The following is a 25,360-nucleotide window of genomic DNA, read 5'->3' as shown; positions in this document are numbered from 1 at the left end:
GCCTCGGTTCCGGCCGGCGTGGTCAGTGCTCCGCCATGGCCGGGTCGGCGGCCCGCGCCTTGCGGTAGGCGCGCAGTCCGAGCAGCGGGAACACCAGCACCGAGACCATGCCGGCGCCGACCATCGCGGCCGCGGTGCCCGCCCGCAACTCGCCCTCCGCCACGCCGATTCCGGTGATCACCACGATCAGCGGCAGGCCGGCCGAGGCGAACAGGGCCAGGCCCAGGCGTACCGCGACCGGGGAAGCGCGCTCCAGCAGGTAGGTCGGCACGCCGCGGACCAGCAGCAACAGCGCCAGGAACAGCGGGAGCAGGGCCACCGTGCCCAGGTCCGCGAACAGCGCCCGCCCGTCGAAGCGCACGCCGCTGATCACGAAGAACACCGGGATGAACATCCCGAAGCCGATCGCGTCCAGCTTGGCCGCCACCGTCTCGCGCGACTCGGCCGGCATGTCGGACAGCAGCAGCCGGATGATCAGGCCGGCCGCGAACGCGCCGAGCAGCGCGTCGAGGCCGAGTTCGTCCGCCGCCCAGACCAGCGCCGCCAGGACCAACACGGCCAGTCGGACGGCGAGTTGGCCGCTGGAGTGCAGGGTGGCCCGGACCACCCGGTCGAGCGCCGAGGGCAGCGGCCGGCGCGCGAACGCCAGCACCACCAGCGTCACCGCCGCGAAGCAGGCCAGCGCGACCGCCGAGGCATCCGCGTTGCGCCCGCCCAGCAGCAGCGAGATCGCCACGATCGGACCGAACTCGCCGAGGGTGCCGATCGCCATCACCCGCGCGCCGAACCGGGTGGGCAGCGCTCCGGCGTCGCGCAGGATCGGCAACAGCGTGCCGAGCGCGGTGGTGGTCAGGGCCAGGCCCACCACCAGGCGCGACATGGTCGAACCGGACCACACCAGGAGCAGCCCGACCGCCAGGCCGACCACCAGGGACACCACCCAGCCCAGCGTGGCCAGGCGCAACGGCCGACCGTTGAGCCGGGACGGGTCGATCTCGAAGCCGGCCAGGAACATCAGGAAGGCCAGCCCGAAGTTGGCCGCGAAGGTGAGCACGCTCGTCTCGTGCACCCAGTCCAGAACGGACGGTCCGACCAGTACGCCGAGCAGGAGTTCGAGCACGACGGTGGGTACCGGGATCCGTCGCCCGAGCAGATCGGCCGCCAGCGGCGCGACGAAGGCCAGGGCCAGGACGATCAGGAACGGCGCGCTGTCGTGGGACACCGGCGGAGCATAAGGCGCATTCGCCGGCTATTCGGACAGACGCGCGGGCGGGGGTCGTGCGGGCGGGCGGGAGCCGCCCGGACGGACGTACGGCGTGGTGGCACTAGGGTCGATTTCCATGACTAGCAGCTCCCCAGAGGCCACCGCCGTGCCCGCCGTCGCAACGCCCACCGACCACGCCGACGACCCCGGGGAGCCCTCGGGTTGGGACGTCGTGGTGATCGGCGCGGGCCCCGCCGGCGCGTCGGCGGCGCTGGCCGCGGCGCGCGCTGGACGCCGCGTGCTGGTCCTGGACCGGGCCGAACTCCCGCGCTACAAGACGTGTGGCGGCGGCATCATCGGCCCGTCCAAGAACGCCCTCCCGCCGGGCTTCGAGCCGCCCGTGGAAGACCTGGTCCGCGAGGTCGAGTTCACCCTGCGCGGACGCCGCCGTCGGGTCCGCTCGGCCCGGACCACGCTGATCGGACTGGTCGACCGGGCCCGCTTCGACGAGGCGCTGACCCGGGCCGCGGTGGCCGCGGGCGCGGTGCTGCGCGAGGGCATCGCGGTCTCCCGGATCGTCGAGCACGACGGCCTGGTGGAACTGACCCTCGCGGGCGGCGAGACGGTGCGCGCGAACGCGGTGGTCGGCGCGGACGGCAGCGCGGGACGCAGTTCGGCCTACGTCGGGGTCACCTTCGACCAGGTCGATCTGGGCCTGGAGGCGGAGATCCCGGTGCCGCCGGAGGTCGCCGCGCACTGGCGCGGGCGGATCCTGCTCGACTGGGGTCCGCTGCCGGGCTCGTACGGGTGGGTGTTCCCCAAGGGCGACACGTTGACCGTCGGGGTGATCTGCGCGCGCGGCGAGGGTGAGGCCACCCGTGCCTACCTGCGCGACTTCATCGGCCGGCTGGGTCTGGCCGGGTTCCGGCCGGCGGTGGAGTCGGGCCATCTGACCCGCTGCCGCAAGGAGAGCGCGCCGCTGTCGCGCGGCCGGGTGCTGGTCGCCGGGGACGCCGCCGGGCTGCTCGAACCCTGGACGCGCGAGGGCATCTCGTACGCGCTGCGCTCGGGCCGGTTGGCGGGGGAGCGGGCCGCGCAGGTGGCCGGGGTCGACACCGTGGCCGAGGTGGACAAGATCGGCGCGGACTACCACGCGGACGTGGACGCGGTGCTCGGTCGCGAGATGCGTGCCGGGCGGATCCTGCTCGACGTCTTCGAGCGGCACCCGGCGATGTTGCACCACGCGGTGACCACGCTGCCGCAGGGCTGGCGGGTGTTCCGCAAGGTTGTCCAGGGGCGCGCCACGTTCGCCGACCTGCTCGAACGGCCCGCCGCCCGGCGGGTGTTGGCGCTGACCGGTCACTGATCGAGCGCCTGCCGGTCGTCGATCGGTCGGCGCACCGGGCACGGCCCCGGGTCCGCGGCGCGCGGGCCCGGGGCCGTGTCGTGTCGGGTGTGCGGCCGGCCCGGGTGGTGCGGTGTCGCGGGTGCCGCGGTGTCGCGGTGGGCCGGGTCGGGCTTCGGGTCAGTCCTGCTCCGGTTCCTCGCCCTCGGCGGAGTGGATCCGGCGCACCCGCGCGCCCTGGAACAGCGCGTTGCCGACGAGCAGCAGGCCGACCGCGCCGCCCGCGAGCGACAGGGTGTCGTCGTCGGGTCCGGTCTTGGGCAGGGTGCTCGGCGGCGTTCGGTCGGTGCCGCCGGGAGTGGTGCCGTCCGCGGCTCCGCCGGTGCTTCCACCGCTGGTGCTTCCACCACCGGCGCCGCCGCCGGTGCTCCCGCCACCGGTGGAACCGCCGCCGCTCGTGCCGCCGCCCGACGTGCCTCCGCCGGAGGTCCCGCCCGGGAAGCTCGGCAGGGGTGTGTCGACGGTGTAGCCGATGAACGACGGGTCGTTGTTGTCGGCCCGGCCGATCAGGGTCAGCGGTCCGGCCCGACCCAGGATCACCGAGGTGTCCGCGGCGCCCTCGGGTACCACCAGGACGCAGAACGTGGAGATGTCGGTCTCCGGCGCGAGCGGGAGCCGTACCTCCGCGCGGGCCGCGCGCGGCGACCCGGCCGCGGCGGGCGGGTATTCCACCGACGCCGACCAGCGCTTGGTCTCGTGCGGCCGGAGCGAACCGGGTGCGCACTTGAACGTGGTCGCCCAGGTCGGGCCCGGGTCCCGCAGCGCGGGTGCGGCCGAGCAGCCGGCCACCGAGGTGATCCGCAACTGCCCCGTGCTGTAGGCGTACACGTCCCGGGCGGGCTGGGCCTTGTCGGTGTCGTTGGTGACGGTGAACCAGATCGTGCCCCGACCCCGGGCGTCGAAGGTGATCTGGAGGGCGGTTGTCACCCCGAACCGGGTGGCCGGCGGCGCCGTGGTCGACGGCCCGGTGGGCGGCGGGGTGGTGCCGGGCCGCCCCGTGGTCGGTGGTGTCGTGGTCGGCGGCCGGGTGCTGCTCGGCGGCCGGGTGGTGGGCGGTTCGGTGGTCGGTCGGTGGGTGCCCGGCGCCGACGTCGTGGCCGGCTTCGTGCTCACGGGCGGTTTGGTGGTGACCGGTGGCCTGGTGCCCTCACCGGTGGGGTGCCGGGTCTGCGTGTGTCCCTCGCCGCCGGTTCGCGGTACCGACCCGCTCGCGTCGGTATCCGCGACGGCGAGGCCGGCGTTCAGAATCATCCCTATTCCGACCGGAACAGAAATGATCAACGCGGCTCGCTTGACATTTTCTGATCGAAGTTTTCTCCACAGGAACATGCGGTATCCCCCTCCCGCTATGTGTGACGATTCGTTCTACCATGTCCGTCCCAGGCTTTAGGACGGCTTTTGGGGGATAACTCTGGTAAAGCTGAAATGGTCTGATCTTGAAAAGCGGCGAACCTGGGGGAAAGCCGATGTCGGGCGCGCCTGGTGAGGGTGGGACGGGCTTCGTGGTCGGAGCCCGTTACGAGTTGGTGAGCGTGCTCGGCAGCGGCGGAATGGGCACCGTGTGGCGGGCCCGGGATCGCCTGCTCGACCGACCCGTGGCGGCGAAGGTGATCAGTACGGGCTGGGGGCGCAACGCGTCCCGGTCCTTCCGCGAGCGAAGTCTGCGCGAGGCCCAGGCGACCGCCCGGATCAACCATCCCAACGTGGTGCGGGTCTACGACTACGTCGAGGACGACGACCGGTTGTGGATCGTGATGGAACTGCTCGACGCCCGCTCGCTGGACACGATCCTGGCCGAGGACGGGCCGCTCACCCCGCACGCCGCCGCGGCGATGGCGGTACAGATCGCCCGCGCGCTCGGCGTCGTGCACGCACACGGGGTGATCCACCGCGACGTCAAGCCGGGCAACGTCCTGATCGAGCGGGACGGGCACGCGGTGCTCACCGACTTCGGCATCGCCGCCCTGGAGGGCGTGAGCGGACTGACCGGGACCGGCGCGATCCTGGGTTCGCCCGAGTTCATGGCGCCGGAGCGGATCGAGAGCGAACACCCGGGACCGGCCTCGGACCTGTGGTCGTTGGGCGTCACGCTGTGCGCGGCGGTCACCGGCGCCTCGCCGTTCCGACGGGCCACCCCGGTGGCCACGATGCACGCGATCGTGATCGCCGAGCCCGAGGTGCCGGAGGAGATCGGGCCGCTGGAGCCACTGGTTCGCGATCTGTTCCGGCGCGATCCGACGCTGCGCCCGAGCAGCGCCGAGGTGGAGGCGCGGCTGAACGCGGTGGTCGCCGCGGAGGGCCGCCGGCGCGCGGACGACGCGACCCGGCCGATCCGGCCCACCATGCTCGGGTGGGCGTCGGGGCCCGGGGCGGTGGAGGCGGGGGACCCGGCCGTGACCGACCCGGCCTCGACCGACCCGTACCGGACGGACCCGCACGGAGGCGACCCCGACACGACCGACCCGGACGCGACGCTGGTGCCCTCCCCGCACCGGCAACCGCCGCCGTGCGACCTGCCGCCCGCCGCGCGACCCGCCCCCGACGAGGCCGGATCGTTCGATCCGCTGCCCCGGGTGCCCGCCGCGCCGCCGCCCGGGCGCCGACCCGGCGGCTCGACGAGGGCCGGGAATCCGCCGACCTTCCCGCTGCCCTCCCGCGGCCCGCGACCGGCCCGCTCGCGCCGTCGGTTGTTGGCGGTGCTGCTCCCGATCGTCACCTTCCTCGTCGCCGGCGCGATCGTGGCGGCGGTGCTGCTCGCCCGTGCCGGCGGCCGAGGCGGCGACACGGGAGGGGCGTCGTCCCGGCCGAACCCGCCGCCGGTCACCGGGTCCGGCTCGCGACCGGCCGCCGATCCGCCGACCGGCCTGGCCGCGTACCCCACCGCGCCCCCGACAAGCGCGCCGATCCCCGTGCACCGGGTCGACGAGAGCACCTTCGCCTGGCCGGTCCCGCAGGGCTGGACCCGCAAGGAGCAGAACCAGAGCGTGATCTACACCGACCCGGCCGGCCCGACCGTGTTGACCGGGCGGACCGCCTTCCAGCAGACCAGCGACCTGCTGGAACAGTGGCGCGACGACGAACAGAACGCGGCCCGGGTATTTCGCGACTATCGGAAAGTGACCTTCGAGTCGCGTGCCATTCACGGCCGGAAAGGCGTGGTCTGGGAATACACCTGGACCGAGTCCGGTATTGCCCGGCACGCGATGTTGGCGTCGGTGATCATCGACGGGATCTACGTCGAGGTCGATGTGTTCGGCACCGAACAACTGTGGCCGCGCGACTGGGTGCTGCACGCGCTCGCGATGAACGATTTCACCCTCGCCGGCACCCGGCCGGCCGCCTGAGCGGCGGTCAGCGCCGGAGCGCTTCCAGGCCGAGCAGCGCCACGTGCAGCGACAGGCAACTCTCCACCTGGTCCAGGTCCACGCCGAGCACCCGCTCGATCCGGTGCAGCCGCTCGTAGAAGGACGGCCGGGACAGGTGCGCGGCATCGGCGGCGGCGGACTTGTTGCGCCCGTGCTCCAGATAGATCCGGAGCATCGGGACCAGCTGGGTGCCCTGCTGCGCGTCGTAGGCCAGCAGCGGCCCGAGTTCGCGCTCGACGTAGGTCTGCAGCCGCGCGTCGTCGCGCAGCAGGTGCAGCAGACCGCGCAGCCGCACGTCGGGCAGCCGGTAGAACGCGGCCTTGCCGCCCTGGTGCAGTGCCGCGTCGGCGACCTGGGTCGCCTCCAGGAGCGAGCGCCGCGCGTCGCGGGCCGCGCCCACCGAGGAGCCCACCGCGACCACGATGTCGTCCGCGAGGTCCGGCGCGAGCCGACGGATCGCGCCGGAGAAGCCCTCCAACGCGGCGTCCTCGGTGTCCTGCGAGGCGAGCGCGACGAGCAGCCCGACGTTGTCGTCGTCGAGCCCGCCGACCAGCGCGGCCAACCGGCGCTCGCGCACCGCGGCGGCGGCGATCTCGGTGAAGTCGCGCAGCCGGGCCTGGGATTCCAGCGCGGCGGGCGTGGTGTTGCGCCGCAGCCGCAACACCACGCCGACCAGACGCCGACCCTCCAGCGGGATGCCCAGGGCACGGGCGCGCAGAGTCACCTCGGCCACCGTGTACGAGTGGGTCAGGATCCCGGACAGCAGCGTGCGGTGGGTCTGCCGCTCCAGGCTCTCCCGGTCGCGCACCACCAGCCGGTTCAGCGCCAGCGTGGAGGCGGCCCGCTCCAGGAGCATGGTCTGCTGCGCGGGCGGCGGGGTGCCGTCGCCGACCAGCACCAGCCGGCCCCAGTCGTGTCCCCGGGCGCCCACCGTGGTCACCAGCCACCCGGTGCGCTCGTCGAAGGCGGTGCGGGTGGACAGCCGCAGCTGCCGGGAGCGGTCCTCCCAGTTCTCCAGCAGCGCCTCGGCCGCCAGGCCCGCCGCGTCGTAGGCCAGCACCTGGTGCGCCAGGTTCTCCAGGATCACCGGCCGCCCGGCCATCCGGGACGCCTGACGGACCACCTCGGCGGGCTCGGCGCCCTCCACGGCCAGCTCGTTGAACGCCTGGTGCACCGCCTCGGACGCCTGCAACTCGGCCAACTGGGCGTCGATGATCAGCGCGTGCACGGCCTCGGTGATGCCGATGAACCGGGTCTCGTTGCGCAGCGTGATCACCGGCAGGCCGACCTGCTCCGCCGCGGCGACCAGCGCGCGCGGCAGCTGTTCGGTGTAGCGCCGGCCCAGTTCGAGCACGAGCCCGGCGGCGTCCACCTCGGCCAGATCGCGGATGTAGCGCTGCAACCCCTCACGCTCCTCCGGGAGCGCGATGCCGGTGGCCATCACCAGCTCGCCGCCCTTGAGCAGGCGGGTCACGTCGGGCAATTCGCTGATGTGCACCCAGCGCACCGGACGGGCCAGGCCACGCTCGCCCGCCACCACCTGCGGGCGGCCACGCCGGACGATATCGAGGGCCAGTACGTCGGAAACGGTGGGGAACATTCGACAACCTCCGCGTGCTGACTACGACCCGACCGCGGGGCGGTTGGTTCCCGGGGGGAAGCCGGGGGAATCCGAGGGATCCCGAGAGAAGGGAACCCGCGAGCAAACCGTGAGCAAGCTGTAAACGGCTCGGCGGGCGGTGCTTCCATGGTGACAGGTCGCCGGCGGGTTCGACCTCCCGCCCCGGGGTTCGTGCCGGCGATTCACGACCTGTAAAGGCCATGGCCCCGTACCTGTCGATGTGCCTGTTGCGGCACCCCGTGTCGAAACGGCATCGTCCTACGCTGACGCGGCTCACGCGCATAACCACCCCCCGCGACGCCCGTCGGCTCATCGAAATTCCCTTGGAGGGCTCCCATGCCTATGCAGGACTTCGGCAACGGTCATCAGTACGTCGGGGGACAACTGCGGCAGGGCTCGTCCGGGGAGACGTTCGACGTCGTGAACCCCGCCACCGGCGACACGGTCGAGACGCTGACCCTCGCGGACCCCTCGGACGTGGACGCGGCGGTCGCCGCCGCCAAGGGCGCCTTCCCGCAGTGGTCGGGCGCCACCCCGGGCGAGCGGGCCGGCGCGCTGAACAGACTGGCCGCGCTGCTCGACGAGCGGGCCGAGGACTTCGCCCGGGTGGAGAGCGCGCAGGCGGGCAAGCCGATCCGGCTGACCACCGAGTTCGACGTACCGGGCACGATCGACAACACCGCGTTCTTCGCGGGCGCCGCGCGCAACCTGGAGGGCAAGGCGGCCGGGGAGTACGCGGCCGGCTCCACCTCCATGGTGCGCCGCGAGGCGATCGGCGTGGTCGGCTCGATCGCGCCGTGGAACTACCCGCTGCAGATGGCCGCCTGGAAGATCCTCCCGGCGATCGCCGCGGGCAACACCATCGTGCTCAAGCCGGCCGAGATCACCCCGCTCACCTCGCTGATGTTCGCGCGGGCGTGCACGGACGCGGGCATCCCCGACGGCGTGGTCAACGTGGTCACCGGCAAGGGACGGACCGTCGGCGAATACCTGATGGGCCACGCCGACGTGTCGATGGTCTCCTTCACCGGCTCCACCGGAGTGGGCAAGCGGGTCGGCGAGGTGGCCCTGCGCACGGTCAAGCGGCTGCACCTCGAACTGGGCGGCAAGGCCCCGTTCGTGGTCTTCGACGACGCCGACCTCGACGCCGCGATCAACGGCGCGGTCGCCGCGTCCCTGATCAACTCCGGCCAGGACTGCACCGCCGCCACCCGCGCCTACGTCCAGCGTCCGCTCTACGACGCGTTCGTCGCCGGGGTCGCGGAGCTGTACGACGGTGTGCGCCTCGGCGACACCACGGACCCCGCGACCGACCTCGGCCCGCTCGTCTCGCGCCGACAGCAGGAGTCGGTGGCCGGCTTCGTCGAGCGTGCCCGCGGCTACGGCGCCACCATCGTCACCGGCGGCGAGATCCCCGGCGGCGACCTGGCCAAGGGCGCCTTCTACCGGCCGACGCTGGTCACCGGGGTGGCCCAGGACAGCGAGATCGTGCAGGACGAGATCTTCGGCCCGGTGCTGGTGGTGCTGCCGTTCGACAGCGACGACGAGGGCATCCGGCTCGCCAACGACACCCCGTACGGCCTCGCCGCGTCCGCGTGGACCCGCGACATCTTCCGCTCGCTGCGCGCGACCCGGGAGATCCAGGCCGGCTGCGTGTGGGTCAACGACCACATCCCGATCATCAGCGACATGCCGCACGGCGGCTACAAGGCATCCGGCTTCGGCAAGGACATGTCGCAGTACTCCTTCGACGAGTACACCCAGGTCAAGCACGTCATGTACGACGGCACGGGCATCGCCCGCAAGGACTGGCACCGGACCATCTTCGGAGCTCGGTAGACCCCCCTTCCGGATCGGCGGCCGAGAGCGAGAACTCCCGGCCGTCTCGTGTGGCCGGCGGACGGGCCTTCACCCGTCCCGGGCGGCGAGAGGAAACATGACTGAGCAGCAGCGGGCCGGCGCCTCCGGCGATGTCTCCTTGGCGGGTCTGAGCAAGCACTACGGTGACTTCACGGCCGTCCGCCCCATGGACCTGACGATCCCCGCGGGATCGTTCTTCGCCCTCCTCGGCGCCTCGGGCTGCGGCAAGACCACGACGTTGCGCATGATCGCCGGACTGGAGCAGCCCTCGACGGGCACGGTCCACATCGGCGATCGCGACGTCACGGCGCTGCCGCCGTACAAGCGCCCCGTGAACACGGTGTTCCAGAACTACGCGCTGTTCCCGCACCTGAGCGTGGCCGACAACGTCGGCTTCGGGCTGCGCCGACGCGGCGTCAAGGACACCGCGGGGCAGGTGAAGGACATGCTCGACCTGGTCGAGCTCGGGCACCTGGCCAAGCGCAAGCCGACCCGGCTCTCCGGCGGCCAGCAGCAGCGGGTCGCGGTGGCCCGGGCGCTGATCAACACGCCGCAGGTGTTGCTCCTGGACGAGCCGCTGGGCGCGCTCGACCTCAAGCTGCGCCGGCAGATGCAGCTCGAACTCAAGCGCATCCAGACCGACGTGGGCATCACCTTCGTGCACGTCACGCACGACCAGGAAGAGGCCATGACGATGGCCGACACCATCGCCGTGATGAACGGCGGCCGCATAGAACAGCTGGGCTCGCCGGTCGAGTTGTACGAGTCGCCGAGGACCACCTTCGTGGCCAACTTCCTCGGGCAGTCCAACCTCGTCGAGGCCCGGGTGACCGGGCGCGCCGACGGCGATCTGCTGCTCGACGCGCAGGGCAACCGCCTCGTGCTCCCCGCCGCGCGCTCCGCCGCCGACGGCGAGCGGCTGGTGATGGGCATCCGCCCGGAGAAGATCACCATCGTGCACACGAGCGACGCGAAGGTCGCGGACGGCCGCAACCGGCTCGACGGCGGGGTGATCGTGGACGCCGCGTTCATCGGCGTCTCCACCCAGTACGTGGTGCGGATGCCGTGGGGTCAGGAATTCACCGTCTTCGAGCAGAACATGGAGCGCGACCGGCGCCTGGTGCCCGGCGCCGGCGTGCTGCTGCACTGGAACCCGGAGCACGGCTTCGGGCTCGAATCGGGCGACCTCACCGCGGGCGTCGCCGAGGCGAGCGAGGACGCCGCGTGAGCGCGCTCGGCACCCTCGGCACGGGCACGACGGGAGGTGTGGACACCACCGACAAGGCGAGCGACGAGCCCGCGCGGCGCGGCAGATGGGTGCCGTACGCACTGCTCGCCCCCGGCCTGCTGTGGCTCGTGGTGTTCTTCGCCGTTCCGATGGTGGTCCAGGGCTCCACCTCGCTCCAGACCGGCAACCTGACCAAGGGCTACGACCTCACCTGGCACTGGGCCGGCTACTGGGACGCGATCGAGCAGTACCACCCGCAGTTCCTGCGCTCGTTCGGCTATGCCGCAGCGGCGACCGTGATGTGCCTGGTGATCGGTTACCCGCTCGCCTACGCGATCGCGTTCAAGGCGGGCAAGTGGCGCGGCATGTGGCTGGTGTTGGTGATCGCGCCGTTCTTCACCAGCTTCCTGGTCCGCACCCTGGCCTGGAAGACGATCCTCGCGGACAACGGGATCGTCGTGGACGTGCTCAACACGCTGCGCTTCACCGACGTCACGGCGTTCCTCGGACTCACCCAGGACGACCGCGTGTTGGCCACGCCGCTCGCGGTGATCTGCGGATTGACCTACAACTTCCTGCCGTTCATGGTGCTGCCGCTGTACGCCTGCCTGGAGCGGATCGACCCGAGGCTGCACGAGGCGGCCGGCGACCTGTACGCCTCGCCGCGCACCACGTTCGTCAAGGTCACCTTCCCGCTGTCGCTGCCGGGCGTGGTCTCCGGCACGCTGCTCACCTTCATCCCGGCCTCCGGCGACTACGTCAACGCGCAGTGGCTCGGCTCGCCCGACACCGGCATGGCGGGCAACGTGATCCAGACCCAGTTCCTGCGCGTCCTGGACTACCCGACCGCCGCCGCCCTGTCGTTCATCCTGATGCTGCTGATCGTGCTGATGGTGACGGCGTACATCCGCAAGGCGGGGACGGAGGACCTGGTCTGATGGCCGTCGTCAACTGGTTGCGTCGCAACGTCGTCGTGCTGATCGGCCTGCTCGCGCTCGGCTATATGACGCTGCCCAACATCGTCGTGCTGATGTTCTCGTTCAACGACCCGAACGGGCGCTTCAACTACACCTGGAACGGCTTCACCACCGACGCGTGGGAGAACCCGTGCGGGGTCGCGGGCATCTGCGACTCGGTCGAGGTCAGCCTGAGGATCGCGGTGTCGTCCACGCTGATCGCCACCGCCCTCGGCACCGCGATCGCCTTCGCGCTCGGCCGCTACCGGTTCCGGGCCCGGGGCGCGATCAACACGCTGCTGTTCCTGCCGATGTCGATGCCCGAGGTGGTGATGGGCGCCTCGCTCGGCACGCTGTTCCTGAACATGCGGATCAACACCGGCTTCACGACCATCCTGATCGCGCACATCATGTTCTGCCTGAGCTTCGTGGTGGTCGCGGTCAAGGCCCGCGTGCTCGGCATGGATCCCAAGCTCGAAGAGGCCGCGCGGGACCTGTACGCGTCACCCACCCAGGTGTTCCTGCGGGTGACCCTGCCGCTCGCGGCACCCGGCATCGGAGCCGGCGCGATGCTCGCCTTCGCGCTCAGCTTCGACGACTTCGTGATCACCAACTTCACCTCGGGCAACACGGTCACGTTCCCGATGTTCGTGTACGGCGCGGCCCAGCGCGGCACCCCGCCGCAGATCAACGTGATCGGCTCGGCGATGTTCGTGATCGCCGTGCTGATCGTGATGATCGGCCGGATCCGCGCGTCGCGGCGGGCCAGGCAACCCGCCTAGGCGCACCTGTTGGATGATGAACACTCCCAGATCCGTAGCTATGCGGTGAAACCGCCGGGGTCCGACAAGGGGACCCCGGCGGGCATCGCGAAAGTGGTGAAACCCCATGGGTCCCCGGAACACGTCGGATCCTGCCCCCTCGGTCGAGGCCGTCCGCTCGCTCGCGGACGCCGCGCCGGTTCCCTTCTGGCTGGACCAGCCGGACCGCCCCGCGCCGCACGCGGCCCTGATCGGCGACGACCACTGCGATCTCGCGGTGGTCGGCGGCGGGTACTCGGGCCTGTGGACCGCGCTGATCGCGAAGGAGCGCAACCCCTCGCGGGACGTGGTCCTGATCGAGGCGCACGAGATCGGCTGGGCGGCCTCGGGTCGCAACGGCGGATTCTGCGCCGCGAGCCTGACCCACGGCTTCTACAACGGCCTCGACCGCTGGGAGGGCGAACTCGCCCGGCTGGAACGGCTCGGCGAGGAGAACCTCGACGCGATCGAGGCGGCGATCGAGCGCTACGGCATCGAGTGCGACTTCCGCCGCACCGGTGAGCTCAACGTGGCCACCCAGCCGCACCAGGTCGAGGAACTGCGCGAGGAGATCGACCTCGCGGCGAAGTACGGCACCGAACTGACCTTCCTGGACCGGGACGAGGTCCGGGCCGAGGTGGACTCGCCCACCTACCTGGCGGGCGTCTGGGACAAGACGGGCTGCGCGATCGTCGACCCGGCCCGACTGGCCTGGGGCCTCAAGGCCGCGTGCGAGTCGCTCGGCGTACGCGTCTTCGAGCGCACCAAGGTCACCGAACTGGCCGAGCACGGCTCGGGGATGGTGCTGAAGACGCCCTATGGGCGGGTCTTCGCGGGCAACGTGGCGCTGGGCACCAACGTCTTTCCGTCGCTGGTCAAGCGGCTGCGGCCGTTCGTGGTCCCGGTCTACGACTACGCGATGATGACCGAGCCGCTGAGCGCCGGGCAGCTGGCGGCGATCGGCTGGAGCAACCGCCAGGGCATCGGCGACACGAACAACCAGTTCCACTACTACCGGCTGAGCGCGGACAACCGGATCCTGTGGGGCGGTTACGACGCCGTCTACCACTACGGCTCGCGGCTGTCCCCGGAGCTGGACCAGCGTCCGGAGACCTTCGCGAAGCTCGCGGGGCACTTCTTCGAGACATTCCCGCAGCTCGAAGGCCTGCGCTTCACCCACACGTGGGGTGGCGCGATCGACACGTGCAGCCGGTTCTCGGCGTTCTTCGGGACGGCGTACAAGGGCAAGGTGGCCTACGCGATGGGCTACACGGGCCTCGGTGTGGGCGCCACCCGGTTCGGCGCCGAGGTGATGCTGGACAAGCTCGACGGTCGCCCGACCGAGCGCACGGAACTGGAGATGGTCCGCACCAAGCCACTTCCGTTCCCCCCGGAACCGATCAAGTGGGCCGGCGTCGCGATGACCAAGTGGTCGATGGACCGCGCCGACAAGAACGCCGGCAAGCGCAACCTGTGGCTGAAGACCCTCGACAGGTTGGGCATGGGCTTCGACAGTTAGAAACGCGCCGCGCGCGGGGCGGCCGCGCCGCCGGCGGCCTCCGGCGTGCTCCCGATCCCCGACGCGGGCCGCGGGGCCACGGTCGGCTCGCGCGCCGCGGTGAATCCGCAGCCTGCGCCCGAAACGCGACGGGCGGTGCGGGTGGGCACCACAAAACCCGACCGAGACGGTCTGTAAGCCAAACGCCCCAATCACCGACAATCTGAAGGTTGAGCACCCCTCACCCGCCCAGCAGACTGGCGAAACCACATCACCTCGGAAGGTCGGACCCGTGACGAACCACGTAACCCACTGGATTGCCAACGCGGAGTGGACGGGGACGTCCGAGCGCCGTGGCGACATCCACAACCCGGCAACGGGCAAGGTCACCGGCACGGTCGACTTCGCGTCCGTGGCAGAGGTCGACGAGGCCGTCTCCGTCGCCGTCCGGGCCTTCGCCGGCTGGCGCAACGCCTCGCTGGCCAAGCGCTCCCAGGTGCTCTTCAACTTCCGCGAGCTGCTCAACGCCAAGAAGGACGAGCTGGCCGCGATCATCGTGGCCGAGCACGGCAAGGTGCACTCCGACGCGCTCGGCGAGATCGCCCGGGGCCAGGAGGTCGTGGAACTCGCCTGCGGCATCCCGCACCTGCAGAAGGGCGGCCACTCCGAGCAGGCGTCGACCGGCATCGACGTCTACTCGATCCGCCAGCCGCTCGGTCCCGTCGCGATCATCTCGCCGTTCAACTTCCCGGCGATGGTCCCGATGTGGTTCTTCCCGATCGCGATCGCCACCGGCAACACGGTGATCCTCAAGCCGAGCGAGAAGGACCCCTCGACCGCGAACTTCCTCGCCGAGCTGTGGAAGCAGGCCGGCCTGCCCGAGGGCGTGTTCAACGTCGTGCACGGCGACAAGGTCGCGGTGGACCGCATCCTGGAGCACCCCGACATCAAGTCGGTCTCCTTCGTCGGCTCGACCCCGATCGCCAAGTACGTGTACGAGAACGGCACCCGCTACGGGAAGCGCGTGCAGGCCCTGGGCGGCGCCAAGAACCACATGCTGGTGCTCCCGGACGCCGACCTCGAACTGGTCGCCGACGCCGCGGTCAACGCCGGCTTCGGCGCGGCCGGCGAGCGCTGCATGGCGATCTCCGCCCTGGTCGCGGTCGAGCCGATCGCCGACGAGCTGATCGGCAAGATCAAGGAGCGGATGACCAAGCTCCGGGTCGGCGCGGGCAACGACGCCGCGTCCGAGATGGGCCCGCTGGTCACCCGGCAGCACGCCGACAAGGTGCTGTCCTATGTACAGGCCGGCGTGGACCAGGGCGCGACGCTCGTGGTCGACGGCCGCACCCACCCGATCAACGGGGACGACACGGCGGAGGGCTACTGGGTCGGCCCGACCCTGTTCGACAACGTCACCCCCGAGATGTCGATCTACACCGACGAGATCTTCGGCCCCGTGCTCTCCGTGCTCCGGGTCGACTCGTACGACCAGGGCCTGGCCCTGATCAACGCCAACCCGTACGGCAACGGCACCGCGATCTTCACCAACGACGGTGGCGCGGCCCGCAAGTTCCAGAACGAGGTCGAGGTCGGCATGATCGGGATCAACGTGCCGATCCCGGTCCCGGTCGCCTACTACTCGTTCGGCGGCTGGAAGAACTCGCTGTTCGGCGACCTGCACGCGTACGGCGCCGACGGCGTGCAGTTCTTCACCCGGGGCAAGGTCGTCACCCAGCGCTGGCTCGACCCGAGCCACGGCGGGATCAACCTGGGCTTCCCCACCAACGACTGATCACCTCCTCGCTTTCGCGAGACCTCACGGCGAGCCCGCCCGACCCCGACGACGTGGTCCGGCGGGCTTCGCCATTTCCTCCACACGCCTTCCCTGGCAGCATGCGTGACGGGTCGTCAGATGATCAGTCGACGGCCGTTACGGACGTGACAGGGGAATGGCGCATGCCCATCCAAGACAGTCCGGCCGGCGACACCGCCGTCCGGTTGATCCAGATCTCCGACGTGCACTACCGGGACGCCCCGGGCACCCACGGATTCGTGCGGCACGACCCGGACGCGGGCCTGGCCGCCACCCTGGAGGGCGCCGCCGACGCGCTCGCCTCGGCGGACGTGCTGGTCGCCTCCGGCGACCTGGCCGACACCGGCGAGCCGGGCGCCTACCGGCGGCTCGGGGACGTGCTCCAGGGGCTGTCGGTGCCGGTGTACTGCCTCCCGGGCAACCACGACAGCCACGACGCCTACACCGCCTGCCTGCCCCGCACCGGCGTGCACCTGGAGCCCGCGGTACGGATCGGGCCCTGGCTGCTGCTGATGGTGGACACCAACGCGCTCGGCCGCGAACACGTCGGGGACGGGGTGTACCGCGACCTCGACGACCGCATGACACGTGCCGACGGGCCGGAGCTGAGCGCGCCGGAGGCGGCCCGGATCCGGGAGATCCTGGCCGGCTCGGACGCCGAGCACGCGCTGCTGTTCCTGCACCAGCCGCCGCTCGCGGAGATCTGTCCGAATCTGGACCCCTCCGGGCGACTCGGCGCGCTGCTGCGCGACTTCCCGCGGATCCGGGCGATCTCCGGCGGACACCTGCACAGCTCGCTCGAAGGCGAGTTCGCGGGTGTGCCGGTGTTCGTGGCGCCCTCGACCACGTTCAGCATCGATTTCGAGGGCAGGCGCTTCGACGGTCCCGGCTATCGCACCTTCACGCTGCACCCGGACGGCCGGGTGGAGTCCGCCGCGCATACGGTGCCGGGCCCGATCACCGACGCGATGCGGGCCAAACCCGCGCCACGCTTTCTCACCGAGCTGATGCTGGGCACGGCGACCATCGACGAGATGCGCGCCCTGACCGACGAGCAGTTCGAGGCACGGTTCGGCGAACCCCGCCCGACCCGCGGTGCCTGAGTCCGACACACACCCCGCGGCGGCCCGATCGACCCCGACCGATCGACCCCGGCCCCGACCCGGCGGTTGTACCCGTCCCGGCCCGACCAGCACGAGGAGACACGTGACACAGCATCAGGCGCACGCCGGAACCGCTCTCGAAGGCGTCCGCAACTTCCGCGACATCGGCGGTCTGCCCACCGTCGACGGCCGACACATCCGGGCCGGTCGCTACTTCCGCAGCGGCCACCTGGCCACACCCACGGACGCCGACCGGGCGAGCCTGGCCCGACTGGGCATCCGGCTCGTGGTCGACCTGCGCAGCCCGGCCGACATCGAGCTGGACGGTGCGGACGTGCTGCCCGAGGGCGCGCGCCGGCTCAACCTGTCGATGTCCGATCCGGCCCGGGGCGCGGACTTCTGGCGCGACATGCGCTCGGCGGACTTGGAGGTGTTGCGCGAGCGGCTGGGCGGTGGGCGCGCGGAGAAGTCGATCGCCGCGGACTACCGCGACCAGGTGGTGAGCCGGGTCGACAAGCACGCGGCGCTGGTGCACGCGCTGATCGAGGCCGACGGCCTGCCGGTGGTGGTGCACTGCTCGGCCGGCAAGGACCGCGCGGGCATCGCGGCGGCCCTGGTCCAGCGCCTCCTCGGCGTCGGCGTCGACGACGTGGTGGCGAACTACCTGATCAGCAACGACCCGGCGCACCGCTACACGCCCAACAGCGACCGGCTCGCGATGCGCCCGGGCCTGCTGGAGCTGTTCCGCCCGTTCCTGGAGGTGCGCGAGGAGTACCTGCGCGGCGCGCTGGAGGTGATGGACACCCACTGGGGGAGCTTCGACGCCTACCTGGAGCGCGGCCTGGGCCTGGACGCGGACCGGCTGGAGCGGTTGCGCTCGGCGCTGCTGACCGACTGACCGACCGACGCGGGGCCCGCGCCGAGCCGGCCCGGAACACACCCGAGGGCGGTGCCCACAGGAGGAGGCACCGCCCTCGGGCGGGTGGCACGGGAACCGGGGCTCAGGAGTCGTCGGCCATCAGTTTGATGTTCCAGCGGGTCTCCTGGCGCGGGCGCAGGTAGAGCGCCCAGTACAGCGCGGCCACGGCCAGCACCCCGCCGGTGATCACCAGCGCGCGCACGGGCTGTTCGGTCAGCACGTAGATCATCGCCGCGATCAGCAGCACCGGGATCACCGGCCACAGCGGCATCCGCCACGCCCGGCCGCTCTTGTGCACACCCCGGCGGGCGACCAGTACGGCCAGCGCCACGGTCAGGTAGAGCGCGGCGACCGCGACGCCGGTGACCTCGCCGAGGATGTCGAGGTTGACGAAGCACAGCAGCGCGCCCGGCACGCCGACCACCAGCGTGGACACCCACGGCGAGCCGAACCGGTTCACCTTGCCGAAGGCCCGGTTGATCGGCTCGGGCCAGGCCCGGTCCCGCGCCGAGGCGTAGACCACGCGCGAGTTCTGGATCACCATGACCACGCCCGCGTTGACGATCGCGAGCGCGATGCACAGGCCGATGAAGGTCGCCGTGCCGTGGTTGGACCAGCCCTCGACCAGGCCGAGGATGTCGCCCTCGGCCAGCGCGGCCTGGGACGGCGCGCCCAGCGAGATGGCGATGGTCGGCACGATCAGGATCACGCCGCCCAGACCCAGGGTCCACAACACCGTGCGCGAGACGGTGCGTCGCGGGTTCTCCATCTCCTCGGCCAGGTAGACCGCGGTGGAGAAGCCCTGCAACGCGAACAGCGCGCCGGCCATGCCCGCGATCAGCAGGCCCATCTTCAGCGGGTCGGTGGTGCCGGCCGCGGCGTCCGCGACCACCTCGGGCTTGACCAGCGTCGAGGCGGACTGGTGCACGTTGCCGAAGCCGAGGAAGGCCACGATCGCGGCGGCGACCACTTCCAGGGCCAGGAACACGCCGGTCACCCACGCGTTGGCGCGCAGGTCGAGCAGCCCCATGATCGTCGCCAGGATCATCACCGCGGCGCCGGCCCACATGGTGTCGACGGTGGCGATCGAGGTCAGGTAGTCGGCGGTGCCGAGCGCGATGATCGGCGGCACGATCATCACCACGGTGGTGGCGATGATGAAGACCAGCCAGCCCATGAAGCGCCCCATCAGGGTGCCGACCATGGCGTACTCGCCGCCCGCGCTGGGGATGAGCGTGCCCAACTCGGAGTAGCAGAACGCCACCCCGATACACAGCACGGCGGCCACGACCAGGGCCAGCGAGGTGCCGGAGCCCAGGTCCGCGAACATTCCAGGCACGATCACGAACAGGGACGACGCGGGGGTCAGGCAGGACAGGGTGAGCAGGGTGCCGCCGACGACACCGATGGATCGTTTGAGCGGGGCGGGTGCGCCACCGACGTCTTCGAGCGTGACTGGAGTCAGGGTCCCGGACGGCGGTGGGGTGGTTTCTACAGCCATGAGCGCTACCTCTGCGGGACAGCGGGGTGCGGTTTATCGCCTCCGGGACGGATGTGAGCCGTTCGCACGTGCCGAACGGTGCGGCGTAATACAAACGCCCGTTTGATCACGCGTCAAGGTTCCGTTACCAACTGATTCCGTAGGTTGTACGCCCAGATTTCGTCGAATAACGCTTCAAGCTGGCAGGTGATGGTGCGTAATCCGCAGATCGACCTGCGGGAAAAGTTCTCCGGCCGTTCACCTGGCGAGACGGTCGCCGGATCCGGTCGTCGTCCGGTCCGCCGGCGGACCCGTCGGGCGGGTCGCCATCCGGGTCGTCAGGTGCGCCGCCGCCCACAACACGATCCCGCACAGCGCCCACGCGGCCAGCACGTCCGCCAACCAGTGGTAGTCGCACCACAGCAGGGAGAAGCCGATCGCCGCGCACGACACCACCGCGCCGCGATGCCACCATCGGGCCGCGCGCGCGGAGCCGACACGCCCGAGCAGCAGCGCGGCCGTGCCGTAGCAGATCGTCGAGGTGGCGGTGTGGCCCGACGGGAAGAAGCCCCACTGGTCGGCGGGCAGCGGCGACTCGCTCGGCCCGGTCCGGCCGATCAGGTCCTTGCCGCCGATCACCGCGACCGTCACCACGAGCACCGCGCCCGCCGCGATCGTGATCGGGTACGCCCGGCGCAGCCGCCACGCGGCGAACAGCGCCGCCGCGGCGAGCGCGAGGCCGGCCGGGAGCGGGCCGCCGAGGTCGGCGAGGGTGTGCATGGGCCGGTCGAGCCAGGCCGCGCCGGTCGCGCCGGCGAGGTTTCGCACGCCGTCGCGGACGATCCGGTCCAGCGTGATCGAGGGTCCGCTTTCGGCCATCACCTGCACGGTGAGCACCAGGAGCACGACGGCGGGAATCAGCGGCGCTGCGAGGCGGCGCGTGTACTGTGAGTGAACAGACCACCGCCCCGGAACGGGGGGCGTTGTCCCGGGGCGGCCACCGGCTTGCTCAGGGCCGGTGTCGGAGGAAGGTCTGTGCATCTCACTCGAAGATACGCGGAGACGGGGTCGCCGAGTTCCCGACGCGCGGCCCTCTCACAAACCCTGCACACGTTCTCCACGGTCTGGAAGGTGGGACATACACGCTGTACGTTGGAGTATTGAAGGGTGTGAGCGGGGTCACAGCGCGTGGCACGTGAGTTCGAGCACCCGACAGGGTCCAAGTACGCGGAGAACATCCGTAAGCAGGGCAAATCGACGGTGGCTCGCGTGACGTGGCATTGACGCAATGTCGTCGATCGCCCCTCTGCTGTCAGCACGCAAAGGTAGGGTTGGCCAGGTGGTTGAAGAGTCCGATTACTCGACATACCGCGTGCCGTGCATCCCGGCCCCTGCGGGGAGCGGGCGCGTCCGCCGGATCGAGGCTCCGGTGGTTTCCAAGGGCGTCAAGGCGGGCGGTGCCGTGTTCGATTCCTCGGTGGAACCCCGGCCGGGTCGCGGCGCGGGCGCGATGGGCGTGGTCCTGACCAGCGACCGCCAGCTTCGCGTCGTGCGCACCACCCGACCGCGCGGCCTCCGGCTCGAAGGCGAGATCGACCTGGCGAACGTGGACGTGGTGCGCCGCGTCCTCGCCGCCGCCGCGCGCGACGGCGGCGATGTCCGGGTCGACGTGAGCAAGCTCGTGTTCATCGACGTCGCGGGTCTGCGCGTGTTCGTCGACCAGGCCGGCGCGTTGGCGCGGCGTGGTGGGCACATGGTTCTGGTCGGCGCGAGCCGACAGATGGTGCGCGTGCTCGCCCTGTGTGGGTGGGACGCCGTCCCGGGCCTGACCATGGTCGAGCGGATCGCTCCGGCACCGCGTCGACCGCGGATCTGATCGCCCGAACCCCGATCGTTCGATCCCGATCCCCCGAACCCCGATCATCCGGATCCGAAGCATCCGGATGCGATCGCCCGCCGAGCGCGGGTCCGATCTCCCGAATCGATTCCCCGACACGACGCCGAACCCCCGGCCGCCGGAGCATTCCGGTGACCGGGGGTTCGTGGTGTTCGAGCCGTCCGGGGCGTCGCCCGACTCAGACCGTGGCGGCGAAGGCCTGCTCCAGCAGGTCCAGGCCCTCGACGAGCAGGTCCTCCGGGATCACCAGCGGCGGCAGGAAGCGCAGCACGTTGCCGTAGGTGCCGGCGGTCAACACCACCAGGCCCTGCGCGTGGCACGCCTTGGCGAGCGCGCCGGCCAGCTCCGCGTTCGGCTCCTTCGAGCCGGGCTTGACCAGCTCGATCGCGATCATCGCGCCGCGCCCGCGGACGTCGCCGATCTCGGCGAACTTCTCGCTCATCGCGCCCAGTCGGCCGAGCATGATCTCGCCGATCCGGCGGGCCGCGCCGTTCAGGTCGAGCGCGCGCATGGTCTCGATCGCGCCGAGCGCCGCGGCGCAGGCGACCGGGTTGCCGCCGTACGTGCCGCCCAGACCACCCGCGTGGGCGGAATCCATGATCTCGGCGCGCCCCGTCACCGCGGCCAGCGGCAGGCCGCCGGCGATGCCCTTGGCGGTGGTGATCAGGTCGGGCACGATGCCCTCGTCCTCGCACGCGAACCACTGGCCGGTGCGACAGAACCCGGTCTGGATCTCGTCCGCGACGAAGACGATGCCGTTGTCCCGGCAGAACTCCACGATCCTGGGCAGGAAGCCCTTGGCCGGCTCGATGAAGCCGCCCTCGCCCAGGATCGGCTCGATCACCACGGCGGCGACGTTGTGCGCACCGATCTGCTTGGTGATCGCGTCGATCGCCTGCGCGGCGGCCTCCTCGGCGCAGTTCTCCGCGCCGGTGAGCCAGCGGTAGGGGTAGGCGACCGGGACCCGGTACACCTCGGGCGCGAACGGGCCGAACGATTCCTTGTACGGCATGTTCTTCGCGGTCAGCGCCATGGTCAGGTTGGTGCGACCGTGGTAGCCGTGGTCGAACACCACGACGGCGGGCCGCTTGGTGTGGGCACGCGCGATCTTGATCGCGTTCTCCACCGCCTCGGCGCCCGAGTTGAACAGCGCGGTGCGCTTGTCGTGATCGCCGGGGGTCAGCTCGTTCAACTGCTCCGCGACGGCCACGTACGACTCGTACGGGGTCACCATGAAGCACGTGTGGGTGAAGCGCTGCAACTGCTCGGAGGCGCGACGCACCACGCCCTCGGCCGAGTTGCCGACGCTGGTCACCGCGATGCCGGAGCCGAAGTCGATCAGCGAGTTGCCGTCCACGTCGACGACCACGCCGCCACCCGCCTGGGTCACGAAGACCGGCAGGGTGGTGCTGACGCCGCGCGGGACCGCCGCGTTGCGGCGGTTCATCAGCTCGGTCGACTTCGGGCCGGGGATGGCGGTGACGAGCCGGCGCTCCTGCGGGAGCGAGGGCCCGCCGGGCTGCGAAGCGCCCATGCTGGTCTCCTGTGGGGTCGAGGTGGGTCGGCGCGGTGGCACCGTGGTCCTCTCCGCAGGCTAGGTGCCGGGTGGTCCTCGCCGCATGCGCCGCATCGGTGAGTCACCCGGTTGCTTGTGTCCGGGATGGACAAATGCCGATCGGGCAGAACAACTCCGAACGGATTGCGGAACGGATTGCGGACTCGCCTCGGAATGATCGTCACGAGCGGGGGTTCCGCGCCTAGATTGAGTCCCGGCCGAAGGTGTGGTTCCGGAAGGGCGAGGCGTGAACGTGGAACGGTCGGATTCCCCTGCGTCGCGGGCCGTCGAGGCCGAGGCCCTCCGCGGTGATCGCGGCCGAGACGATCGCGGCCGAAGCGATCGCATCCGCGCCGACGAGTCGCCGGGCCGTCGCCCGCCCGCCGGTCGGGCCCGGGTGCCGGCACCGGCCTCGCCCGGACGCGGCCTCGACCCCGACGGCTTCGACCTGCGCGGCTGGTTGCGCGGGCCGCGACACCGCGAGGCCCCCGGCGTCTACGGATTCGGGCGCGACGAGCGGGAGATCCGGCTGCGCGCGGCCGAACGCGACGCCCGCACCCGGCCCGAGGCCGCGCTGGTGCGCCGGGCCGTGCTGTGGCTGGTGATCGCGATCGTGAGCCTGAACTGGGTGATCCTCGCCTACGTCTGGCTGGTCCGGAAGATCCTGCCCGAGTTCCTGTGGCCGCTGCTGTTCAACAACCTGCTCTACGTCCTGCTGTTCGCGCTCTTTTGCTACCTCGGCCGCTGGTACGAGATCGCCTGGCCGTTCCTGCGCCCGTGGTGGCAACGACTGGACCGGCGCGCCGAGTCGAACGGGCGTCCGCGCCCCGAACAGTGGCGCCGGGCCGCGCTGTTCCTGGTGCTCGGCTTCGTCGCCTGGATCGTGCTGATGCGGCCGTTCGTCGCGCTGCTCCTGCTGATCATCCCGCGTGGGGCGCTGCACGACGCGCAGTGGCTGGTGCGCCTCGTCTACAACGGCGGCTTCGTCTACGCCGCCGCGGTGCTCGGCCGGTGGCGCGTGGTGGTCGAGCCGTACACCCGCACGCCGCGCGAGCACGCGGCGCCCGAGGACGAGGAGACGCCCGTCGACGCCGACCTGTGGCCCGAGTTGCGCGAGGCGGGGCAACACGAGGCCGCCGACGTGCTCGACGACGAGGTGGCGGCGGGCCGCCTGCGGGACGTGGACTACCTGCGGCTGCGCCGGGTGATCGAGGCCGGCGACCAGGACCCCGAGTATCTGGCCGACGTGGCCGAGGAGATCGTCGATCACGGCGCCGCGGCCTGTCGGCACGGCTCCGGGCAGCGCGACGTGCGGCCCCGGCGGGCCGAACACGACCTGCTGACCGGGCAGGTACGGATCGGGGCGGGCACCGACCACGCGCGCAATCCGGCGCTGTACCGCGCCACCGACTTCGCCCTGGACCCGGACGTGCTCGGCGCCTCGATGCTGGTGGTCGGCGCTGCCCGGGCCGGCGAGCCGGGGCGGTTGCTCGAACCGGTCGTGGAGGCGATGAGCCTGCGCGCGCTCACCGGCACCGCCTCGTTGCTGGTGATCGACGCCAAGGGCGACGAGTTCGAGCGTCCCGGCGGCTACGACCGCGAAGTGATCGTCGGCGATCGCGACTCGCCCTGGGGCCTGGACCTGTACGGCGGCGCCGGCACCCCCGAGGACGCGGCCGATCGGCTCGCCGCCGCCGCGCTGCCGCCGAGCGCGCTGGGCCTGGGCGAGGGCGCGAGCAACGCGCTGCGCCAGGTACTGGGCGCGTACGTGGCCGGGCACGAGCGCTATCCCGACGTGGGCACGCTGCTCGACCTGCTCGACGGCACCGAGGCGGCGCTGGTCGCGCTGGAGGAGGCGCTGCGCGCGGCCGGCCGCTACCCCGAACACGAGCGGGCGCTGCGGGCGATGGCGCGCGGCGACGACGACGCGCGGATGCTGGTCCAGCGGCTCGCGGTGCTGGAACGACCCGGCGTCGCCGAGCTGTTCCACGCCGACCGGGAGCGGTTCGGCGCCGGCGAGATCGACCGGCCGCTGCGGGTGCGGATCGCGCTGAACGAGGCGGCGCACCCCGAGGCGGCCCGGCTGATCGGTCGGCTCGTGCTGGCCCAGTTCGTCCAGGCGATGGCCACTCCGCGGCGCGAACGGGGACCGCGCCGGGTGTTCGCGTGCCTGGTGGCCGACGACGCGGGTCGGCTGATCGACGAGTACGCGGCCAAGGGCCTGCAGTGGGCCCGCAACCGCCGGGCGGGCCTGGTCCTGTCGGTGCGCTCGCTCGACGACCTGGCCCCGGCGCTGCGGCACGGCGTGTTCACCGCGGCCGGTTGCAAGGCGATCGTCCCGGGCGCCTCCCGCGCCGACGCCGAACTGTTCGCCGAACACTGGGGCATGACCAAGGAGCAGGAACGGTCGATCACCATGGGCTCGCCGGAGGGCGGCCTGGTCAAGCGGCTGCGCTACTCGGTGCTCGGCGCGCTGTTCGGCGAGAAGGCCAGCGGGCGCTCCGAGCGGGTGACCACCCGCACCGTCGAGCGATATCGCTGGTCGCCGGCCGAGCTCACCAGCGACCTGCCCGCCGAGCACGCCGTGCTCAGCCTGACCACCCGAAAAGGGGAGCGCACGCCTCCCGTGCTGATCGATCTCGGCCGCTGAGTC

Annotated in this window: 18 protein-coding genes; 12 read left to right on the top strand and 6 right to left on the bottom strand. The window is 71.5% G+C overall.

The window, feature by feature from the left end; all coding sequences use genetic code 11:
- Positions 1-22: 22 nt before the first annotated feature.
- Positions 23-1,222, bottom strand: coding sequence for a cation:proton antiporter (locus EMA17_RS20170; RefSeq protein ID WP_126638459.1), 1,200 nt, complete (start codon positions 1,220-1,222; stop codon positions 23-25).
- Between the two features lie 118 nt (positions 1,223-1,340).
- On the opposite strand from EMA17_RS20170, the gene EMA17_RS20165 reads away from it, so the two are divergent.
- Positions 1,341-2,570 (top strand): geranylgeranyl reductase family protein, encoded by a 1,230-nt coding sequence (locus EMA17_RS20165; protein ID WP_246126778.1) that lies wholly within the window; start codon positions 1,341-1,343, stop codon positions 2,568-2,570.
- 159 nt (positions 2,571-2,729) lie between these two features.
- On the opposite strand, the gene EMA17_RS20160 is transcribed toward EMA17_RS20165, so the two are convergent.
- Positions 2,730-3,860: a hypothetical protein gene (locus EMA17_RS20160; RefSeq protein ID WP_126638458.1), complete on the bottom strand. Its 1,131-nt coding sequence runs from the start codon at positions 3,858-3,860 to the stop codon at positions 2,730-2,732.
- A gap of 251 nt (positions 3,861-4,111) precedes the next feature.
- On the opposite strand from EMA17_RS20160, the gene EMA17_RS20155 reads away from it, so the two are divergent.
- The gene (locus tag EMA17_RS20155) at positions 4,112-5,953 is read left to right on the top strand and encodes a serine/threonine-protein kinase (RefSeq protein WP_160161479.1); all 1,842 of its coding nucleotides are present in this window, start codon (positions 4,112-4,114) and stop codon (positions 5,951-5,953) included.
- Positions 5,954-5,960: 7 nt separating this feature from the next.
- On the opposite strand, the gene EMA17_RS20150 is transcribed toward EMA17_RS20155, so the two are convergent.
- Positions 5,961-7,574 carry a PucR family transcriptional regulator gene (locus tag EMA17_RS20150; protein ID WP_126638456.1) on the bottom strand — a complete coding sequence of 538 codons (1,614 nt, stop codon included), beginning with the start codon at positions 7,572-7,574 and terminating at the stop codon, positions 5,961-5,963.
- A gap of 363 nt (positions 7,575-7,937) precedes the next feature.
- Between EMA17_RS20150 and EMA17_RS20145 the strand changes: the two genes are divergently transcribed.
- From EMA17_RS20145 to EMA17_RS20110, 8 genes are all read left to right on the top strand, one after another.
- Positions 7,938-9,434, top strand: a complete 1,497-nt coding sequence (locus EMA17_RS20145) for a gamma-aminobutyraldehyde dehydrogenase (protein WP_174861403.1) — start codon at positions 7,938-7,940, stop codon at positions 9,432-9,434.
- Between the two features lie 97 nt (positions 9,435-9,531).
- On the top strand, positions 9,532-10,683 hold the full coding sequence (locus tag EMA17_RS20140; protein ID WP_126638454.1) for an ABC transporter ATP-binding protein: 1,152 nt from the start codon (positions 9,532-9,534) through the stop codon (positions 10,681-10,683).
- A gap of 38 nt (positions 10,684-10,721) precedes the next feature.
- Entirely contained in the window at positions 10,722-11,621 is a 900-nt protein-coding gene (locus EMA17_RS20135; protein ID WP_126638559.1) for an ABC transporter permease, read from the top strand.
- Complete coding sequence (locus EMA17_RS20130) at positions 11,621-12,421, top strand: ABC transporter permease (protein ID WP_126638453.1); 801 nt, start codon at positions 11,621-11,623, stop codon at positions 12,419-12,421. The genes EMA17_RS20135 and EMA17_RS20130 overlap by 1 nt, the downstream gene beginning before the upstream one ends.
- Before the next feature lie 106 nt (positions 12,422-12,527).
- The gene (locus EMA17_RS20125) at positions 12,528-13,958 is read left to right on the top strand and encodes an NAD(P)/FAD-dependent oxidoreductase (RefSeq protein WP_126638452.1); all 1,431 of its coding nucleotides are present in this window, start codon (positions 12,528-12,530) and stop codon (positions 13,956-13,958) included.
- A 271-nt stretch (positions 13,959-14,229) separates the two neighbouring features.
- Positions 14,230-15,732: a CoA-acylating methylmalonate-semialdehyde dehydrogenase gene (locus EMA17_RS20120; protein ID WP_126638451.1), complete on the top strand. Its 1,503-nt coding sequence runs from the start codon at positions 14,230-14,232 to the stop codon at positions 15,730-15,732.
- 164 nt (positions 15,733-15,896) lie between these two features.
- The gene (locus EMA17_RS20115) at positions 15,897-16,856 is read left to right on the top strand and encodes a metallophosphoesterase (RefSeq protein WP_160161478.1); all 960 of its coding nucleotides are present in this window, start codon (positions 15,897-15,899) and stop codon (positions 16,854-16,856) included.
- A gap of 103 nt (positions 16,857-16,959) precedes the next feature.
- Complete coding sequence (locus EMA17_RS20110) at positions 16,960-17,754, top strand: tyrosine-protein phosphatase (protein WP_126638449.1); 795 nt, start codon at positions 16,960-16,962, stop codon at positions 17,752-17,754.
- A 103-nt stretch (positions 17,755-17,857) separates the two neighbouring features.
- Here EMA17_RS20110 and EMA17_RS20105 read toward each other — a convergent pair whose 3' ends face one another.
- Positions 17,858-19,276 carry an APC family permease gene (locus EMA17_RS20105; RefSeq protein ID WP_246126777.1) on the bottom strand — a complete coding sequence of 473 codons (1,419 nt, stop codon included), beginning with the start codon at positions 19,274-19,276 and terminating at the stop codon, positions 17,858-17,860.
- Between the two features lie 237 nt (positions 19,277-19,513).
- The gene (locus tag EMA17_RS20100) at positions 19,514-20,161 is read right to left on the bottom strand and encodes a phosphatase PAP2 family protein (protein WP_126638448.1); all 648 of its coding nucleotides are present in this window, start codon (positions 20,159-20,161) and stop codon (positions 19,514-19,516) included.
- 382 nt (positions 20,162-20,543) lie between these two features.
- Between EMA17_RS20100 and EMA17_RS20095 the strand changes: the two genes are divergently transcribed.
- Positions 20,544-21,131 carry an anti-sigma factor antagonist gene (locus EMA17_RS20095; RefSeq protein ID WP_126638447.1) on the top strand — a complete coding sequence of 196 codons (588 nt, stop codon included), beginning with the start codon at positions 20,544-20,546 and terminating at the stop codon, positions 21,129-21,131.
- Between the two features lie 199 nt (positions 21,132-21,330).
- Here the strand turns inward: EMA17_RS20095 and gabT are convergent, their stop codons facing one another.
- Complete coding sequence (gabT, locus tag EMA17_RS20090; protein ID WP_126638446.1) at positions 21,331-22,686, bottom strand: 4-aminobutyrate--2-oxoglutarate transaminase; 1,356 nt, start codon at positions 22,684-22,686, stop codon at positions 21,331-21,333.
- A 418-nt stretch (positions 22,687-23,104) separates the two neighbouring features.
- On the opposite strand from gabT, the gene EMA17_RS20085 reads away from it, so the two are divergent.
- On the top strand, positions 23,105-25,357 hold the full coding sequence (locus tag EMA17_RS20085; protein ID WP_218042937.1) for a hypothetical protein: 2,253 nt from the start codon (positions 23,105-23,107) through the stop codon (positions 25,355-25,357).
- Positions 25,358-25,360: the final 3 nt, after the last annotated feature.

Origin of the sequence: Embleya hyalina (assembly GCF_003967355.1) — a bacterium.
GTDB lineage: Bacteria > Actinomycetota > Actinomycetes > Streptomycetales > Streptomycetaceae > Embleya > Embleya hyalina.
The sequence above is the reverse complement of the archived record's forward strand: the minus strand, read 5'-3'. Positions and strand labels throughout refer to the sequence as shown.

Excerpts from the sequence above, each read along its gene's own strand:
- EMA17_RS20140 (WP_126638454.1), top strand. The coding sequence starts at position 9,532 with ATGACTGAGCAGCAGCGGGCCGGCGCCTCCGGCGATGTCTCCTTGGCG.
- EMA17_RS20160 (WP_126638458.1), bottom strand. The coding sequence starts at position 3,860 with ATGATTCTGAACGCCGGCCTCGCCGTCGCGGATACCGACGCGAGCGGG.
- EMA17_RS20105 (WP_246126777.1), bottom strand. The coding sequence starts at position 19,276 with ATGGCTGTAGAAACCACCCCACCGCCGTCCGGGACCCTGACTCCAGTC.
- EMA17_RS20115 (WP_160161478.1), top strand. The coding sequence starts at position 15,897 with ATGCCCATCCAAGACAGTCCGGCCGGCGACACCGCCGTCCGGTTGATC.
- EMA17_RS20165 (WP_246126778.1), top strand. The coding sequence starts at position 1,341 with ATGACTAGCAGCTCCCCAGAGGCCACCGCCGTGCCCGCCGTCGCAACG.
- EMA17_RS20145 (WP_174861403.1), top strand. The coding sequence starts at position 7,938 with ATGCAGGACTTCGGCAACGGTCATCAGTACGTCGGGGGACAACTGCGG.
- EMA17_RS20150 (WP_126638456.1), bottom strand. The coding sequence starts at position 7,574 with ATGTTCCCCACCGTTTCCGACGTACTGGCCCTCGATATCGTCCGGCGT.
- EMA17_RS20130 (WP_126638453.1), top strand. The coding sequence starts at position 11,621 with ATGGCCGTCGTCAACTGGTTGCGTCGCAACGTCGTCGTGCTGATCGGC.
- gabT (WP_126638446.1), bottom strand. The coding sequence starts at position 22,686 with ATGGGCGCTTCGCAGCCCGGCGGGCCCTCGCTCCCGCAGGAGCGCCGG.
- EMA17_RS20095 (WP_126638447.1), top strand. The coding sequence starts at position 20,544 with ATGTCGTCGATCGCCCCTCTGCTGTCAGCACGCAAAGGTAGGGTTGGC.
- EMA17_RS20125 (WP_126638452.1), top strand. The coding sequence starts at position 12,528 with ATGGGTCCCCGGAACACGTCGGATCCTGCCCCCTCGGTCGAGGCCGTC.